Annotated in this window: 16 protein-coding genes and 1 riboswitch; of the genes, 10 read left to right on the plus strand and 6 right to left on the minus strand. The window is 53.8% G+C overall.

What is annotated here, in order from left to right:
* The first annotated feature begins 156 nt into the window (after nucleotides 1-156).
* Nucleotides 157-849 (plus strand): DUF2461 domain-containing protein, encoded by a 693-nt coding sequence (locus tag AC2IBB_RS02430; RefSeq protein ID WP_486331321.1) that lies wholly within the window; start codon nucleotides 157-159, stop codon nucleotides 847-849.
* Nucleotides 850-869: 20 nt separating this feature from the next.
* On the opposite strand, the gene AC2IBB_RS02435 is transcribed toward AC2IBB_RS02430, so the two are convergent.
* On the minus strand, nucleotides 870-1661 hold the full coding sequence (locus AC2IBB_RS02435) for an SDR family oxidoreductase (protein ID WP_486331322.1): 792 nt from the start codon (nucleotides 1659-1661) through the stop codon (nucleotides 870-872).
* A 39-nt stretch (nucleotides 1662-1700) separates the two neighbouring features.
* Complete coding sequence (locus AC2IBB_RS02440) at nucleotides 1701-2324, minus strand: LysE family translocator (RefSeq protein ID WP_486331323.1); 624 nt, start codon at nucleotides 2322-2324, stop codon at nucleotides 1701-1703.
* Nucleotides 2325-2460: 136 nt separating this feature from the next.
* Between AC2IBB_RS02440 and AC2IBB_RS02445 the strand changes: the two genes are divergently transcribed.
* Nucleotides 2461-3201, plus strand: coding sequence for a DUF6901 family protein (locus AC2IBB_RS02445; protein ID WP_486331324.1), 741 nt, complete (start codon nucleotides 2461-2463; stop codon nucleotides 3199-3201).
* Nucleotides 3202-3203: 2 nt separating this feature from the next.
* Here AC2IBB_RS02445 and AC2IBB_RS02450 read toward each other — a convergent pair whose 3' ends face one another.
* Together AC2IBB_RS02450 and AC2IBB_RS02455 are read right to left on the minus strand one after the other, a co-directional pair.
* The gene (locus AC2IBB_RS02450; RefSeq protein ID WP_486331325.1) at nucleotides 3204-3758 is read right to left on the minus strand and encodes an RNA 2'-phosphotransferase; all 555 of its coding nucleotides are present in this window, start codon (nucleotides 3756-3758) and stop codon (nucleotides 3204-3206) included.
* 19 nt (nucleotides 3759-3777) lie between these two features.
* A complete protein-coding gene (locus tag AC2IBB_RS02455) occupies nucleotides 3778-4506 on the minus strand; it encodes a pyridoxine 5'-phosphate synthase (protein WP_486331326.1) in 729 nt (242 codons plus the stop codon).
* Between the two features lie 179 nt (nucleotides 4507-4685).
* Between AC2IBB_RS02455 and AC2IBB_RS02460 the strand changes: the two genes are divergently transcribed.
* The 3 genes from AC2IBB_RS02460 to AC2IBB_RS02470 all read left to right on the plus strand — a co-directional run bounded on the left by AC2IBB_RS02460 (nucleotide 4686) and on the right by AC2IBB_RS02470 (nucleotide 10110).
* Nucleotides 4686-6428 (plus strand): hypothetical protein, encoded by a 1743-nt coding sequence (locus AC2IBB_RS02460; RefSeq protein ID WP_486331327.1) that lies wholly within the window; start codon nucleotides 4686-4688, stop codon nucleotides 6426-6428.
* A gap of 18 nt (nucleotides 6429-6446) precedes the next feature.
* Nucleotides 6447-8210 carry a hypothetical protein gene (locus AC2IBB_RS02465; RefSeq protein ID WP_486331328.1) on the plus strand — a complete coding sequence of 588 codons (1764 nt, stop codon included), beginning with the start codon at nucleotides 6447-6449 and terminating at the stop codon, nucleotides 8208-8210.
* Between the two features lie 136 nt (nucleotides 8211-8346).
* On the plus strand, nucleotides 8347-10110 hold the full coding sequence (locus tag AC2IBB_RS02470; protein WP_486331329.1) for a DUF4153 domain-containing protein: 1764 nt from the start codon (nucleotides 8347-8349) through the stop codon (nucleotides 10108-10110).
* Between the two features lie 207 nt (nucleotides 10111-10317).
* On the opposite strand, the gene AC2IBB_RS02475 is transcribed toward AC2IBB_RS02470, so the two are convergent.
* Nucleotides 10318-10758 carry a hypothetical protein gene (locus AC2IBB_RS02475; protein WP_486331330.1) on the minus strand — a complete coding sequence of 147 codons (441 nt, stop codon included), beginning with the start codon at nucleotides 10756-10758 and terminating at the stop codon, nucleotides 10318-10320.
* A 2-nt stretch (nucleotides 10759-10760) separates the two neighbouring features.
* A complete protein-coding gene (locus AC2IBB_RS02480) occupies nucleotides 10761-11189 on the minus strand; it encodes a hypothetical protein (protein WP_486331331.1) in 429 nt (142 codons plus the stop codon).
* A 319-nt stretch (nucleotides 11190-11508) separates the two neighbouring features.
* On the opposite strand from AC2IBB_RS02480, the gene AC2IBB_RS02485 reads away from it, so the two are divergent.
* The 5 genes from AC2IBB_RS02485 to thiS all read left to right on the plus strand — a co-directional run bounded on the left by AC2IBB_RS02485 (nucleotide 11509) and on the right by thiS (nucleotide 17209).
* The gene (locus AC2IBB_RS02485) at nucleotides 11509-11874 is read left to right on the plus strand and encodes a hypothetical protein (protein ID WP_486331332.1); all 366 of its coding nucleotides are present in this window, start codon (nucleotides 11509-11511) and stop codon (nucleotides 11872-11874) included.
* 12 nt (nucleotides 11875-11886) lie between these two features.
* The gene (locus tag AC2IBB_RS02490) at nucleotides 11887-13713 is read left to right on the plus strand and encodes an Lnb N-terminal periplasmic domain-containing protein (protein WP_486331333.1); all 1827 of its coding nucleotides are present in this window, start codon (nucleotides 11887-11889) and stop codon (nucleotides 13711-13713) included.
* A gap of 82 nt (nucleotides 13714-13795) precedes the next feature.
* Nucleotides 13796-13900, plus strand: a riboswitch (TPP riboswitch).
* Nucleotides 13901-14009: 109 nt separating this feature from the next.
* Nucleotides 14010-15941, plus strand: a complete 1932-nt coding sequence (gene thiC / locus AC2IBB_RS02495; protein WP_486331334.1) for a phosphomethylpyrimidine synthase ThiC — start codon at nucleotides 14010-14012, stop codon at nucleotides 15939-15941.
* On the plus strand, nucleotides 15931-17010 hold the full coding sequence (gene thiO / locus AC2IBB_RS02500; RefSeq protein ID WP_486331335.1) for a glycine oxidase ThiO: 1080 nt from the start codon (nucleotides 15931-15933) through the stop codon (nucleotides 17008-17010). The genes thiC and thiO overlap by 11 nt, the downstream gene beginning before the upstream one ends.
* Nucleotides 17000-17209 carry a sulfur carrier protein ThiS gene (gene thiS, locus AC2IBB_RS02505; protein WP_486331336.1) on the plus strand — a complete coding sequence of 70 codons (210 nt, stop codon included), beginning with the start codon at nucleotides 17000-17002 and terminating at the stop codon, nucleotides 17207-17209. Before thiO ends, thiS begins: the two co-directional genes overlap by 11 nt.
* The last annotated feature ends 23 nt before the right edge of the window (nucleotides 17210-17232 follow it).

A 17232-nucleotide genomic window follows, 5' to 3' on the forward strand; every position in this document is an offset into this window, starting at 1 on the left:
GTGCAAAGGCGCGCCGCGGTCGTGGAGATCGCGGCGATTTATCCACTCGCTTTATTCGTCATAGTCGAAGCGGGAACTTTCCTGTTATAAACGTGGGTTTATGCTTTTGTACTTCGAATTCAGGCGAGCACTCGCAAAGAAGGAGGCGGCGTTACCATGGCGGAATTTTCTGGATTTTCACCGGACTTTTTTGAGTTTTTTCAGCAGTTGCAGGCAAATAACAACAAGGAATGGTTTGAAGAGAACAAAGCGCGCTTCAAACAGGAGGTGCAGCAGCCGCTGGTGCGTTTTATTGAAGCCATGGCGCCGGAGTTGATGAAAGTCTCTCCCTATTTTGTGGCGGACCCGCGGTTGAACGGCGGCTCGATCTTTCGTATCTACCGGGACACTCGTTTCTCCAAAGACAAGACGCCCTACAAAACCCACGCCGCCGCGCAATTCCGGCATCAACAATACAAGAACGTGCATACCCCCGGTTTTTATGTGCATTTGGCGACAGACGAAATTTTCTTCGGCGGCGGCATCTGGATGCCGGAACCGAAAGAGCTGTTGAGTATACGTGAACGTATCCGCGACAAGCCTGCGGCTTGGGAGAGAGTGCTGGCGGATAAGCAACTGAAAAAGGCGCATGGCGGCGTCACTGGAGATGGACTAACCCGGCCGCCGAAAGGTTTTGATGCGGATACGCCCTATATCGAAGACATCAAGCGCAAGAGTTTCTTCGCCATGACGCAATGCCCTGTGGATGCAGCGATGAAGAAGGATTTTCACAAACAGGTCGCCGCCGGCTTTGCGGCGGCGGGACCTCTGGTGGAGTTTTTGTGCGGCGCGATGAACGTGCAGTTCTAACCGCCGCTTCGGGAGAAACGCTAGAACAGCGTTTTCATGGTTCCACCGTCCACCACTAATGACGTCCCGGTGATGTAGCTGGCGGCGTCGGACAGCAGAAATACCGCTGCATTGGCGAATTCCTCCGGGCTGCCATAACGGCCCAGGGGGATGCTGGACGCGGAGGCGTCGCGCTGTTGCTCCACTGGAACGCCTTTTTTCGCCGCGGCGGTGGCGTCCAGGGATTGCACCCGAGGCGTATCGATGCGTCCGGGAATCAGGTTATTAACGCGAATGCCTTCGCTCGCGAGGCTGCGCGACAAGCTCTTCATCAGGCTGGTCACCCCGGAGCGCATGACGTTGGACAACAACAGCATGTCGATGGGTTCTTTCACGGAGGAAGAAGTGATGCTGAGAATGCTGCCTTTGCCCTGTCCGCGCATGGCGGGCAGGACCGCGCGCACCATGCGCACGCTGCTCATTAAGGTGAGTTCGAAAGCATCGCTCCAGGCGTCGTCGTCAAAGTCGTCAAATTGGCCCGCGGGAGGTCCGCCGGCGTTTACCACCAACCCCTGTGGGGCTCCCAGTTCATCGGCGGTGCGTTGCGCCCAGGCGCTGATGGCGGAGGCATCTTTGGCGTCCACGGACATCGCCAACACTTTGGCGCCAGTGACGGCGCGGATTTTTTCCGCCGCTGCGTCAATGCCTTGCTGTGATCGGCTCATAATGGATAAGTGGGCGCCCTGACGCGCGCACTCCATCGCTATGGCGAAGCCCAGGCCGGAGCTGGCGGCGGCCACCATGACGGTTTTATTCTGCAAACCAAATTCCATCGTCGGTTACCTCTTTAAATTGACAAGGAGCGGCTGGCGTCAGCGGCTGGAGCCAGCCATCACCAGGCCGAAACTGATGAATACGCCGCCGGTGACCTTGTTGAAGCGGCTCATGATTTTTTCTTTGCTTAAATAGGCGCGCAGCCGGGTGGACAGAGCGGCGTAAAAAGACAGGAATCCGAATGAGCACACGGCGAAAGTAAGCGCCAGGGGCGGAAACTGCTGAATGAAAGGTTTGGATACATCAATAAACTGGGGAAACAAGGCAGTGAAGAAGGCGATGGCCTTGGGGTTGCTGACGCCTGTCAAAAAACCTTCCCGATACAGCTCCCAGCGGTCGTAGGACAGTGCGGAAACCGCGCCGTCCGCATCAATCGGCAGCGCTTCTTTGCTGCGCCAGGCTTTGACGCCAAGATAAATCAGATAGAGACCGCCAAGTACTTTGATGATCGTGAACAAGGTGGCTGAAGCCAGAATTGCGGAGCCTAATCCCAGTGCGGAGACCGCCGCCAGAATCAGTACGGCGGTGACATTGCCGGCGATGCTGACGCTGGCGCCTTTGAGACCATATTGGGCCCCATTCTTCACCGCCAGAAATACCGCCGGTCCGGGGCTGGCGATGGCGGTGGCGACAATGGCCAGGAATATCAGGTATTCCGTCATGGGTTATTCTCCTTGTTGTTTATGATGCGCTGTCTCGCATGAGTCGCCGCCGCGCTTTTTCCGCTCCATCTTTGCGCCTGCCTCAGACTGGGCAACTATACTGAGAAGGTCTGACGGCAAATAAAGGCGGCCGGAAATGGAACCCATCAAAATCGGATATCGGTTCAAGCTCGATAAGTCGCGCAGCGAAAATTTTGAAATTACGCTCGATGAGAACAATGTAGAAGTTCTTGACCGAAATATAAAAGACTTTCCGGAGTGGACTCAACTGGATTGTCATAAATGCCCTCATTGTCCACTCGACTCCATGTACCATCCTCACTGCCCGGCGGCGTTAAGCCTGGTGGAGGTGGTGCAGCGTTGCCAGGACATTATGTCTTACGAGCAGGTGGATCTTGAGGTGACGATAGGGGACAAGAAAATCAGTCAGCATACCTCGGCGCAAAAAGCCTTGAGCGCGTTGATTGGTTTGTTGATGTCCACCAGCGGCTGTCCGCATCTGGACTTTTTCCGGCCTATGGCGCGCTTGCATCTGCCGATGGCGACGGAGCAGGATACTGTGTTTCGCGCCGCCGGCATGTATCTGCTGGCGCAGTATTTTCGGGCGGCGGAAGGTCGGGATGTCGATTTGACTCTGCGTGGACTGAAGACGATTTATCGCAATCTGCACCAATTGAATCTATGCATATCCAAGCGCCTGCGCGCGGCGTCGGAAGCGGACTCTTCCGTGAACGCCGTCGTCCTGCTGGATCTCTTCAGCACGGTGATCCCCATCATCATCGAAGACAATCTGGAAGACATACGCGGCTGGTTTGATACTTATATGTCGGAGCTGTTCGACAGAGTGCTGGAGCAGGCGGGTAAAGAGCTGGATTAGTTTTACTGCGAGGCGCTGAGCAGGTTCAGATACTGCGGCGGCACGGTGTCGGTGAGCCAGACTTGATTGGCGGAGAGGTAGAACGCATGCCCCGCCTGAGACAATGCTCTGGCGTCGATGCGAAAAATCACGGGTTTGCCGTGTCGGCTCCCCACCTTATGGGCCGTCTCCACATCCGCGCTCAGATGCACATGACGACGCTGGCCGGGCTGTAAGCCCGTCGCCAGGATAGCGTCTGCGAATCGCGTGGCGGAGCCGTGATACAACACATCCGGCGGCGCCACGGGCGTCAACTGTAGATCCACGTCGATGGAATGCCCCTGACTGGCGCGAATGCGTCGTTTGTCCTCGGACAGGGCGAAGCGCTGTTTATCATTGGCGGCGACGATTTCCAGCAGCTCTTCTAAGCTGATAGTCACGCCCTGGCGGGCGGCGCCCGCCAGTAATACGTCGATATCGGCCCAGCCATTGGCGTCCAGAGGAAGCTGAATCAGTTCCGGTTGATGGCGTAGCACCAGGCTGAGAAATTTGCTTTTCGATTTCAGCTTCTTGTCCATGGACGCCTGTCTTTAGAGTCTAGGAGAGTATGTCGACGTACTTTTGAATAACCTGGTCGAAGCCCATTTCCAGCGCTTCCACCGTCAATGCATGGCCGATGGACACTTCCGCGATGGACCCTTCCGCCACCAGCGGCGCCAGGTTTTCCAGATTAAGGTCGTGACCGGCGTTCACGGTCAGGCCCAGAGACACGGCGTATTGCGCGCAGGCCAGGTACTTGGCGGCGATGGCGTCGAATTGCGGCGTTCCATAAGCGTGGGCGTATTCTTCGGTGTACAGTTCGATGCGTTTGGCGCCGGTTTTCTGGGCCAGTTTGATCTGGGCTTCGTCGGGGTCCATAAACAGACTGACGCGCACGCCGGCGGCCTGTACTTTGCGTACGATATCGGTGACGAATTCACCGTCCTGGTTTAAGTCCCAGCCGTGATCGGAAGTGATCTGGTCGGGCTTGTCCGGCACCAGTGTGAATTGATGAGGCGTGTAACGCAGCACCTGCTCGATCAGTTCTTCTTCCGGGTAACCTTCGATGTTCAACTCGGCTTCTCCGAACTCCTTCACCAGCTCGCTGAGGTCGGCGATGTCGCTGTAACGGGCGTGACGCTGATCCGGCCGCGGATGAATGGTGACCCCCCCGGCGCCGGCCTGCAATGCGCGACGGCCGAAGGCTTTCACGCTGGGGTAATCCCGCCCCCTGGAGTTACGAATCAGGGCGATCTTATTGAGGTTTACACTCAGAACGGTCTTCATATCTACAGAGTCCTTATTAAACGGTCACGCAACGCTGCAAGATCATAGCACCCCCTTGCGGACAAACCCACAGCGGCGCGAGGTCGGGTTCTGGCGCCAAGGGTTTCCCCCAGCAGTCTGTAAGTATTTATTATGGTTAAATAAAGCGCCCAATAACCGGTATTGAGGTCACCCATCTGATGACTCAACGACTTTGTCCCCTACAGATATCGCGCTTCATAAAACGCAGCGCTGCATTGCTCGCACTCCTGTTTTCCTTTTCCGCCCTGGCCGCTCCGGAGGGTTGGAAAGTGCTGGTGGAGAATGGCGAGGAGCTGTTTATTCCCGGAGACCTGAAGGCGGACGAAGAATATCGTCTGTTCCTGTCCCTGGCGGAGGAGATGCCGGAAGACGAATACCGCGGCTGGTTTGAACAGGTGCTCAAGGAAGACGGCGCCAGGTTGGGCGAAGTGGTGGACACTTTGGCGGTCAAAGAACATAACGCCGGTACGCTAAGCTCGACAGTAATGATGCAAACCGCAGGCAAGGCCCGCTTCGCTCACTATATGTCGTTCTACGGTCAGGGAAAGGCGGTGTACTTGCGCATGTTCACCTCCGATGGCTCCAAATTGGTGACCCGTTACTCTGCCGGCATGCAACAGATAATGAAGGAAACTCTGCCCTTACGGATCAAGGGCGTCAGCCAGTCCGGCGCTACGCCGCCGCAACAGTCGGCGACGGCGCAGAAGCCTGCAACGCCCTCTGCGACAGCGCCGAAAAAGTCGAATATCCAAAAAGTCGATAACGGCGCAGCGCCTCGCTACTCTTTGCCCAATACCTACGAAGCGCTGGTGTGCGATTACACAACGGGCATCTCCAATTCCAACTACAAAGTGGATAACTATGTTTATCTGTTATTTAAAGACGGCAGCGCATACAAGCGTTTGACGGTTCCTCCTGAGGATTTCAACGTCGCCAAAGCACGCAAAGAGGACCCGAAAAACTGGGGGGTATGGAAGAAGAACGGCGATGGTTACCGAGTGAAAGTTGGCGGAGAGTGGCGTGAAGTCAAGCGCGGCGCCATTCTGGCTCCAGCCCGTATCGGCGAACGCCTGAATCGCTACATCTATATCATGAATGCGCATGGTATGGCGGGCATCTCCGCCACCACCAGCGTGTACACCAACAGTTGGACCTTTCACGGCTCAGGACGTTTCACCAAAGGGTCATCCAGCCTGCATGGCTCGGGGGGGGCGGCGTCAGCCCTGACCGGCACTAGCGTATACGCCTCCAGCAAAAGCGATGAGCATGGCGATAGTTCGGTGGCTGGCGGGATGGCGCCGGGTATGGTGACTTCCACTACCAGAGAGAACAAGGATGGCGCTAAAAACCGCGGCCTATACGAGCTGAACGGCCATACCATGACGCTGAACTTCGATAATGGTGAAAAACAGCGCATGCTGTTTGGATTTTGCAATGGCGATCGTACCGATCCATTCCTGGGCGGGACGATGTATTGGATGAAGGAGTCTGAGGCTGAGCGTGATTTACCCGTCGACTGGAAAATGGTGATTACTGAGAATGAGGACCAGTTTTATATTCCCGGGGACCTCAAGGAAGGAGAAGTCTATCGTCTGGTGATCTCTCCGAAAGTGGAATTAAACGGTCGCTCAATGGACGACTGGTTCAAGCAGACCGTGACGCAAAATCTGTCGTATCTCGGTGACCCGCTACTCTCGCCCAATTGGACAAGCCAACAGGGGCTGCACCAGTACTACAATGCGTTTAAGGAAAATGGCAGAGACCTGTATGTGGTGTATTACGGCATGAAGACGCGAGGTCGATTCGGCCGCTTTGTTCGTCTCGTCATCTCCGATTCCGCCATGGCTAAGCGTTACACCAAGGAACTGCAGCCTGCTTTCAAAGAGGCTTTCCGACAGTAGTCGCCAGAGGTAATCGAGTTGAACATCCAACGTTTCCTGAGAACCGTTCGCAGAGTGTCTATGGTCATCGGCGCGCTGCCGCTCGTGTTTTCCGCTTCTGCCGTTCCCGCGGCCCCAAACGGCTGGTCGGTTCTGGTCGAAAACGGGGAAGAGATATTTATCCCAGGTGATTTGGCCAGCGGAGAAGAATATCGCCTCTTTGTTTCCCCGGCGGAGACGCTTCCGCAAAGCGATTATCCGCAGTGGTTCAAAAAACGCGTCGGTCTGGACGCCAGTAAGTGGGGCGAAGTATTGGCGAAGCCGGAGCTCAAGCAAAATGAGGGCGGCGTAATGACGGCGACCTATATGTTGCAGAGCCGGGATGGCGCCGCACGTTACGCGCACTACATGGGGTTCTTTGGACAAGGCAAGGCGGTATACCTGCGTGTTCTGTCTTCGGATGCGAGCACCTTGGTAGCGCGCTACGCCAGCGGTATGCAGCAGGTAATGAGAGAGACCATGCCGCAACGCTTGCAGGGAGTGGCCGTTTCCCAGACGGCGTCCGACGCGCCTGTTGAAAAGTCAGCGCCGGACTCCACCACTGCAACCAAGCAAACTTCCAACGCGGCTTCATCAGAGTTAAAACGAATCGATAATGCTTCCGCCCCTGAATATTCTCTACCTGAACCATATCAGGCGCTGGTGTGCGATTTCACTGAGAACAGGCTGAATAACACCTACTACGATTATGTTGTGCTGTTGCTTAAAGACGGAACCGCCTACAAAGGTCTGACGGCGCCGCCTGAAGATCTGAATATAGAGGTGTCACGTCGTCAGGAGCCTGACCGCTGGGGAATCTGGAAAGAAGATGACGATAAGCGATACAAGGTAAAGATTCCCGCCAGCGCGGAGGAATGGCGCCCGCTATACAAGAGCCGACGCTTGGCGCCTGCGCGGATGGGCGAACGACTCAACCGCTACATTTACAAATCCTCCTCGGACAATATGGGCATGGTCGGAGGCGGAGGGGTATTCACTAACAGTTGGACCTTTCTCGGTTCCGGCCGCTTCACCCGAGGCCGCTCCAGCCTGTTCAACAGCGGCATGATGGCTTCCGTCACGGCGGGGACCAGCGTTTACGCCGCTTCCTACAGCGATGACGCCGGGGATAGTTCTATTGTCAGTGGAAACTCCCCAGGCGTCGGCGTCGCCTCTCAGAAAAAACGCAATGACGGCTCCAGGAATCGGGGGCGATACAGCTTGAACGGCTACGCCATGGAGCTGGCCTACGATAATGGCGAGACGGATAGGCGTCTATTCGGCTTTTGTTATAACGATCGAACACAGCCTTTCTTTGGCGGCACGCTGTTTTGGATGAGTAAATCAGGACCGGAGGACAAGCTGCCTCGTGAATGGCGCATGCAGATCAGTATCAATGAAGAGCGTTACTACGTTCCGAAGAAGCTTAAGGAAGGAGAAATCTTTCGCGTGGTGTTTTCGTCAACAGATGAACTGGACGGCATGTCGTTGAATGATTGGTTTAAAGAAGCCGTTACGCAAAACTTTTCCTATCTCGGACAACCCAGGATGAAGGGCGAATGGGGCAATAGGGACGCTGGCTTTATGACCTATTTCAATCGCTATGAGGATGCGCAAGGCCGGCCGCTGGCGGTATTGTATTATGGCGCTAAAACCCAAGGGCAGTATGGCCGCTTCGTACGCATAACGATGTCCGATACAGGTTTGAACAATCAGTATCATGAGCAACTAAAGCCGGCTATATTGAATGCTTTCCAGCCTTGATTGACGGAGGGTAGGCTGGTCATTATCGCCCGCCCTGTTTCTCTCGCCATAATTCGCCATAATCTCACCTCCCTAAGGACAGGATTGCTGAGTAATCTGACGCTTTAACCTGTGACTTTATTTGGTTGTGGACACTATGACCCCTCAAGAAACCCGCTTTCCCCTATTCTCCACCTTGTTCGCCGGTATCGCGACGGGGGTGGCCGCCTGGCTGGGCACGGAGCATTGGCCGGAAGGCCTCATGGCTCAGAAGGCCGCGGCTGTCGCGATCACTTTTATTTTTGTCTTCGCCGGCGCATTTTTGTTTACCGGCAGAACGCGCAGGAGCGCTTCGAATTGGGCGCTGGCGACGGGCATCGCCATTGTAATTGGCTTATCCGCGGTCGGGTTAATCGCCAACACGTTCAAACCAGAGGGCGGTAGCTACGAGGGTTCCTCAGATCTGGTCACCTCATGGTGGGTGACAATCGTGCCGCTGCTATTTGCGCTGCTGCCCTTTGTTCAATGTGATTTTCAAAAGAATCAGAGTTTTATGAGCGATATTCTCAATGTAGAGCTGTATCGCAAGTATTGGGAAAACCTGTTTATTCTGGCGTTTGCCGGCCTGTTAGTCGGGTTGTACTGGCTGGTTGCGACGCTATGCGCGGCTTTGTTCGATATCCTGAAGGTTTTTGAGCTGGGGCGGTTTATTGAATACGAGCCTGTAGGTTGGACTGCGTCAGCAATCATTTTCGCCTTGGGAATCAGCCTGGGATGTCGTTATCCTAACTTATTGAACATGTTAAGCGGTCTGATCGCTACAGTGTGTCGTGCGATCCTGCCTCCAGTGGCGGCGTTCATGATTGCCTTCGCCGTCACCCTGCCCATTGTAGGCCTGGAAATGATCTGGAGTACTGGTCGCTCCACACCGATGCTGCTGGCGATGATTCTGGTGGCGGTGGTGTCCTTGAATGGGGCTGCGCTCTGCGGCGGCGATCGTAATCCCTATCCTCAATGGCTGCGGGTCGGGATTTATGTATTGGTGGGTTTGTTGCCGATATTCGCGCTGTTGGCCGGTTACTCGCTCTATCAGCGTATCGAACAATACGGTCTGACTCCGGACCGTTATTACCCCGCATTATTGGTTGTGTTGGCGCTGGCGCTGACCTTGAGCTATGCCGTCATGTTTATCATGAAACGTGGGCCTTGGCGGACGACGCTGAATACGGTAAATACCCCGGTTATTCTGGCGGCGATGCTGATGGCGATGTTAACGCTTACCCCTTGGCTGAACTCTCAGGAAGTCAGTGCAAGCAACCAGTTTGCGAGACTGGCGGCGGGAAAAAGTACGGCGGAAAATGTCGATCTGGGCTTGTTCCGTTTTCAGTTGGGCCGCTCCGGCCAAGAATATTTAACGCAAATAAAAGCGATGGCGGAAGGCGAAAGCTCCCTGTCTCAAGCTCAGGCGCAAGTACTCTCTCAACGTCTTGAAGTACTAAAAACCGCCAACTATTACTATGACTGGCAAGAGAAAGAACGTCTGGCGGAACTGTACTCAAAGCCAATAGGGTTACAGTGGCTGGATGAAGGCGTCGCCGATACTGCAGCATTTGAAAGCGCCGTGGAGTTGGAGATGTGTCGGGAGAGATTGTGTTTCGCTTTCACGGTAGATCTCGACGAGGACGGCGATAAAGAAGTATTGGTGGCGGAAGAGACCGAGTACGTGTATGACCTCAAAGTCTACGATGCTGACAATGCTGGTGTGTGGCGCAAAATGGGCCAGCTGGACTTATCTAGAGCGTCGTCGTGTTGCAATAGGGATATCGTCGAGCTATTGAAGAGCAGAGACTTTGAGTTGCAGCAACCGCGCTACCAATCTTTGCGTCTCGGCGACACTCTATTTTCCTTCTCGCCTGATTAGATCAAGCAATAATGGTGCGTTCGTCTGCTTGCAATGGGCTTTATTAATCCAGCAGGAAATTAGCGCCTTTCTACCTGTCTGAAATGATAGGGCCTGCGTATGTCAGGTCCTATCTTCCATGGCGAGTAGCCTTACAGGCGTGATCATGCGCTGGGTGTCGCCATGTATAAGGAGAGATCCGCGCAGAAAGGGGCTCATTTTCGCCACCTAGCCGTTTGCGTCCACTCGCGTTTCCGCCGGACATTTTGCGGCGGCGCTAAATGCCTGTTCCGGCTCCAGAAACACCACATTCACGTCATCAATCAGCCATTCGGCGCCTTCCTGTACATACGCCAGATAAAAGGTTAGCGGTTCGCCGCCGACGCCATAGCCATTGACCGTCAGGCAGCCATTATCTTCTCCTGCTACGGTGGAGTGTGAGTGCTCGCGAAGCATGTAGGCCTTGAAGCCCAGCTGTGCGAACGCCGCCGGATCGTCCTCCACCTGGTCCACAATCTGTCGGGAAAAGTACAACGGATAGTCTGCGCTCAGAGCGTTGGCGTCGACGGCTTCTGCGTACAGGCGATAACTCGGATATAAGGGATCGAGCGAGCCAACGGATGCGCATCCTGTTGCAAGCAGACATAGAATCAGTCCCCAGGTTTTCATGCTCAGTTCCCCATGATGTTCCGTAATTGTTCGTCGTAAGCGTGGTTGCGCTGTTGCATGGCTTTGGCGGCGCGGCACAACAGGCCGGAGCAGGAGGTTATCAACGCCTCAAGATCAAAACTGCCGCCTACGGTGATACTGATAAGCCCTATCGAGAACGTGGCGTTGTACTTGATCAAATTGCCTTCGCCATTGGCGAACGCAATGCTCACCCATTTCACCTTGGCGCCAATCGCCTTTAACGCAGGGTCTCCGCTGAAGGTCAACACTCCTGCTGAACCAGACAGCGTCGCCTTACCGTCCTGATCCACCGCCAGCTTAAACGGCCCCTTACTACGCACAATCTTCGCCGTCAGCCCCTTGTCTGTCGAATAAGCCGTTTCAATCAGTTTGGCGACAGAAATCTTCAACTCAGCCCGCGTCGGATTCATCTCATATTTCCTCAAAAGCCTGTTAAGTTCAATTTTTATTGGCAATAAATATTGCTTTTAAGAAAATAAAGCAGGAAAAAGCACAAGAGAATCGGTGTTTTGGTTTAAGAAAAAGCGACTAACCGGAAATGCCGAAAAGCTGGCTTGGTAAGCGTGTTTTGTCGACGTAATACATTTTCAAAACAATGGATTAACTAAATAGATACAAAGCTGAGGCCTAAAGGTGAGATCTTGATCTGTTCCCTAAAATGCAAGTTATGTATACTGCCTGCCCCTTTGAAATGGGGTTAGGAAAAACATAAGTTTTAGAGGAATTTAAATGTTAGTTAAGGCAGTAAAGGCAATCGCTCTTACCTCAATGGTTTTCTCAGCAGGCTGCGCATCTATCCTGAACGAAGACACTCAGAAAGTTAATGTACTGTCCACTAGCGGAGAGAAGTTCTCCGGTACAATCGATGGCGTTCCTTTTGAAGGTCCTGGCGTTGTTGAAGTAAAGCGTGCGAACAGAGACCAAGTAATCCTTGTGGACTCATCTGAATGCGCCAAAGAAACCGTGATGACTAAGAGCGTAGATCCAGTATTCTTCGTGAATGTTCTGTCTGGCGGCGCCTTTGGTTCCACCACTGACTACTCAACTGAGAAAATGTGGAAATACCAAGATTCAATCACTGTTAGTTGTAAGTAATTATTTTTCGCGATGAAAAATATTTTTAAGGGGGGCTTAATTGCTTCCCTTTTTTTAGCATCTTCCGTATTCGCCGCATCAGTCAAAGACGTGGTGGACCTCGCCTTAAAAAAAGAGTTATATCAAGACCCTGTCTGGAAGTCGCTGATTCACTTTCAGGATGGTAATACGAAAGTTCATGATGAATCTTTCATATTGTCTGGTTCAGAATTTAATCCTAAGAATGAGCTTGTACTTACAATAAACTATTTATTGAATAGTTCGGGAGATAGTCAGGCAATATGCCGTTTTCCTGCTCGCTATTACTGGCTTGGCGAGAAATTGTCGATAGATACAAAGAATTTAGAAAACTGTTCTGATCTGGAAGACTATATTAGTCGCGCTCCCATTGACGATATAGATCTGGTCTATTCATCTGAAAACCTGTCGCAGCCATCAAGCATGATGGGACATATACTGCTAAAGATATCTGGCAAGAATGCTGAAAGTCAGATAGTTGAGCATGGCGTTTCCTTTTTCACCGAAGTAAAAGGCGTCAATGTTCCTAAAATAATGTTTGATAGCTTAGTAGTAGGTAAACCCGGATATTTTGCGCTGACTCCTTATTCTGACAAGCTGGATCAGTATTTAAGGCGTGAGCAGAGGAATGTATGGGAGTATAGACTGGATTCGACTGAGTTCCAAAGAAAACTAATTCAGTATCATATATGGGAATTAAAGCAAACAAAACTGGATTACTTCTTTCACGATTATAACTGTGCAACGCTAACCAGTTTTATGATTTCTTTTATTGACCCCGGCGTATTGAAGATGGAGGGTCTATGGATGACTCCGCTTGATGTGGTCAAGCAGGCGCATCAAGCAGGGATTATTGATCACGTTTCGGTATTGCCGTCAAATCGGTGGAAAATTCGTATGCTGGAGGAAAGCCTTCCTCCTAGCGTGGCCGATAACGTTAAGAAGTCCGTTGATCATGATGAAATTAATGATCTCCCTGATTTAGATAATCCAGAGCAAGATTTTCTTATGCTTCAGCTCGCAGGTTATTATGCTGATTATCTGCATGAAACTGACTTAATTGACGCGCGCTCGTGGCGCAGTTTATCGGGTAAAGTGGAACAGAGAAAAGCGAAGCAAGAAAAAGCCTACGCAATTGATATCTCGGAGTATAAAAATCCTTTAAAGACGCCAAAGGACAGCCAGATATATAGCGGCTTAGCGTTCATCGATGATGAGGCATTCATTAGAATAGGCTTTTTGCCCGCATCTCATGGTATCGAAGACGATAATCGGCAGTTTTTCAGTGAAAATGAGCTGAAGTTAGGCGATCTTTCTATCTTGGTTTCACCTGAAAACGGGAACCTGAAACTTGATAGGTTTCAGTTATATTCGGTCTCCTCTCTGATCCCATGGGATAGCTTCACTGGAGGCCTGTCTGGTCGCTTAGAAGTTGGGCTGGCGCAGCATTATGATGAGCGTATACGGCGACATAGCGCAGCCAATATCAGCGGAGGTCTTGGAGTGACTTTTGCCGTAGACAGAGATATGAGCGTTTACTTCCTTGCGATGGGAGGGGTTGGCTTTGGTGATGGAACTTCTTACCTGTATCTGAACCCAGAAGCAGGAATGATCATCAATGAAGTTTATGACATGAAATCCATCATCTCTTATCAGACAGTATGGAATCAGCTTGACTCTGGCGAGGCATACCACTCTTTCAGCCTGAAGCAGTCAAAGTTCATCGGCGATGACTATGCAATCATTCTTGATTATGAACGGCGTTGGAACGGCTCTTATTCCAATGATGGCGTGGAAGCCATATTTAAATACTATTTCTAAGCGATGGAGCCGCCTCTCCCCCTAACGCGTGATGAGTCACGCCCACTTGCCATCCACCCGCCGCTGAGCCTAAACTAATCAGCACATCTTGTCGGGGTGCCTGGAGTAACAGGCTGAGACCACAACAGTGGGGCCCGTAGAACCTGATCTGGTTAGTACCAGCGTAGGAAACAAGTAGTTCATCAAAAGTTCTTAGCGGCGCTCCATCCTTGTGATACGGGCCCGATTGCAGACCAAGACGTTGATGCCCTCTCTCCTCCCTGGTGCTACCCCATACAACCAACTAGGAGAGTACTGTGGGCGGCACAATCGATATCAATAAAATCAGCAAACTCAGTGAGTCGGCGCAGGTGGACGCGCTGTCGACGCAACCCTTTCCCGCTTCCAAGAAAATTTACGCCGAAGGCAGTCGCCCAGACATTCAGGTGGCGATGCGCGAGATCACGCTGACGCCGACTCCTTTGCAGGAGGGCGCTACGGAACAGAACCCGCCGCTGCGGGTATACGATACCTCTGGTCCCTACACCGATCCCACTGTCGAGATCGACGTGCGACGCGGTTTACCGCGAATGCGCGAAGCCTGGATCAATGACCGCGCCGACACTGAACATCTCACCGGCGCGACTTCGTTTTACGCCAAAAGCCGGGAACAGAATCTGTCCCTGGACAATCTGCGTTTTGAACATCGCCACGCCCCTCGTAAAGCGCAGGCAGGCGGCAATGTCAGCCAGTTACATTACGCCCGTAAAGGCATTATTACGCCGGAGATGGAATACATCGCCATTCGGGAAAATCTGGCGCTGGAGCAGGCGGAAATCGAAAGCGCCATGCGCAGCCAGCATCCCGGTATGAGCTTCGGCGCCAACACGCCCCGTTACATCACTCCGGAGTTCGTGCGTCAGGAAGTGGCCGCGGGACGGGCGGTGATTCCCTGCAACATCAATCACCCGGAAGCGGAGCCGATGATCATCGGCCGCAACTTTCATGTGAAAGTGAACGCCAATATCGGTAATTCCGCGGTAACGTCCTCCATCGAAGAAGAAGTGGAGAAGCTGGTGTGGGCGACCCGCTGGGGCGCGGATACGGTGATGGATTTATCCACGGGTAAAAATATTCACGAAACCCGTGAGTGGATCATCCGCAACAGCCCGGTTCCCATCGGTACAGTGCCGATTTATCAGGCGCTGGAGAAAGTCGACGGCGTCGCCGAAGATCTCAACTGGGAAGTGTTCCGCGACACCCTGATCGAGCAGGCGGAGCAGGGGGTGGATTACTTCACTATTCACGCCGGCGTGCTGTTGCGATATGTGCCCATGACCGCCAAACGTCTGACAGGGATTGTCTCCCGAGGCGGCTCCATCATGGCGAAGTGGTGTCTGGCGCATCACAAGGAAAATTTCCTCTACACCCACTTCGAGGAAATCTGCGAGATCATGAAAGCCTATGACGTCAGCTTTTCGCTGGGAGACGGACTGCGTCCCGGCTGTATCGCCGACGCCAATGACGAGGCGCAATTCAGTGAGCTGCGCACGCTGGGCGAACTCACCGAGATCGCCTGGAAGCACGACGTGCAGACCATCATTGAAGGCCCCGGCCATGTGCCCATGCACATGATCAAGGAAAACATGGAAGAGCAGCTCAAGCACTGCAAAGAAGCGCCCTTCTACACACTGGGGCCGCTGATCACGGATATTTCCCCGGGTTACGACCATTTCAGCTCCGGCATCGGCGCCGCCATGATTGGCTGGTACGGGTGCGCCATGCTGTGTTACGTCACTCCCAAGGAGCATCTGGGGCTGCCCAACAAGGATGACGTCAAACAAGGTCTGATCGCCTACAAAATCGCCGCCCATGCTGCGGATCTGGCGAAAGGCCACCCTGGCGCGCAACTGAGGGATAACGCCATGTCCAAAGCGCGTTTCGAGTTCCGCTGGGAGGATCAGTTCAATATCGCTCTGGACCCGGATACCGCCCGTGCGTATCACGATGAAACCTTGCCCAAAGAAGGTCACAAACTGGCGCACTTCTGCTCCATGTGCGGACCCAAATTCTGCTCCATGAAAATCACTCAGGATGTGCGCGATTATTCCGCCAAACTGGAGGCCGAGAAGGCGCAGGCTGAGGGCGCGCAGGCCGAAGGCGCGTCGCAGCAGGAAGCGGAGCAGGGCATGCAGGAGATGTCGCAGAAATACAAAGACGCCGGGCGGCGTCTGTATCATGAAGTCTAATTCCATGAGGTCTCGGCTGCGCATCGGGATCGCCGGCGGCGGACTGCTCGGGCGTTTGTGCGCCTGGCGGCTGGCGCTGCGAAACCATGAGGTCACGCTGTTTGACGCCGGAGACTTTGAGCGTCCCGGCGGCGCCTGCTGGACCGCGGCGGGCATGATTTCTCCCCTGAGCGAGCTGGTGTCAGCAGAGGCTGAGGTGCACCGCATGGGCATGCGCAGCCTGGAGATCTGGCCGCGGTGGATCGCCGAGCTGGAGCGCCAGACCGGCTTGTCGGCCTGCTATCGTCAGGCGGGTTCCGTAGTGGTGGCGCACCCGCTGGATAAGGCGGAACTGGCGCAGTTTCAGAGCGACCTCAACGCCAAGCTGCCTGCTGGAGAGACGCTGCAATGGCTGGATCGGGAGGGCGTGGCCGCCCTTGAACCTGGTTTGGCGGAGCACTTTGAGCAAGGCCTGTACCTGCCGTCGGAAGCCGACGTTAACAGCCGTCTGTTGCTGCAGGCGTTGCTCGTCGCACTGAGGCAGTGCCGCGTGCGACTGGTCGCCGATACATTGGTGGAATGTTCAGCGAACCGCATTCACTGGAACAGCGGCAGCGAGCGCTTCGACTGGGTGATCGACGTCCGAGGGCTCGGTGCTGGCCGCAATATGACGGGACTGCGCGGCGTGAGAGGTGAAGTCATGATCATCGAGACCTCTGAAGTCAGCCTGAACCGCCCTGTGCGACTGATGCACCCCCGCTACAAGCTTTACGCAGTACCGCGTTTGAATGGCCAGATCATTATTGGCGCGACGGAAATAGAAAGCGCTGATATGTCGCCCATCAGTCTGCAATCCACACTGGAACTGAGCAGTGCTTTGTACGCCCTGAACCCGGCGTTTGCGGAGGCGAGAGTGGTGGAAACCAGCGTCAATTGCCGCCCAGCGCTGCCGGATAATCTGCCCCGGGTAACGCGGGAGCCGGGGCTGATCTGCGCCAATGGTTTGTATCGTCACGGCTATCTGCTGGGGCCAGTGGTGGCTGGGCAGGTGTTGGATCAATTTCAAAGCGAGAAACAATATGCCGCCTGAAATCGAAATTACCTTGAATGGCGAAACCGCTCAGATTCGCGGCAATGTCCTTTCCGAGGTGCTGCAGGCGTACGGCTATACGGGGGCTGGCTTCGCCGTCGCCATCAATGGCGAGTTTGTGCCGCGCTCCGCTTATGCGCAAACCGCCGTGAACGCAGGCGATCTGGTGGATGTGGTGGCCCCGGTGGCGGGTGGCTGACGCGCCGTGAAACAAGTACAGGT

The sequence above is a fragment of the Hahella sp. NS-SX17 genome (assembly GCF_057367735.1).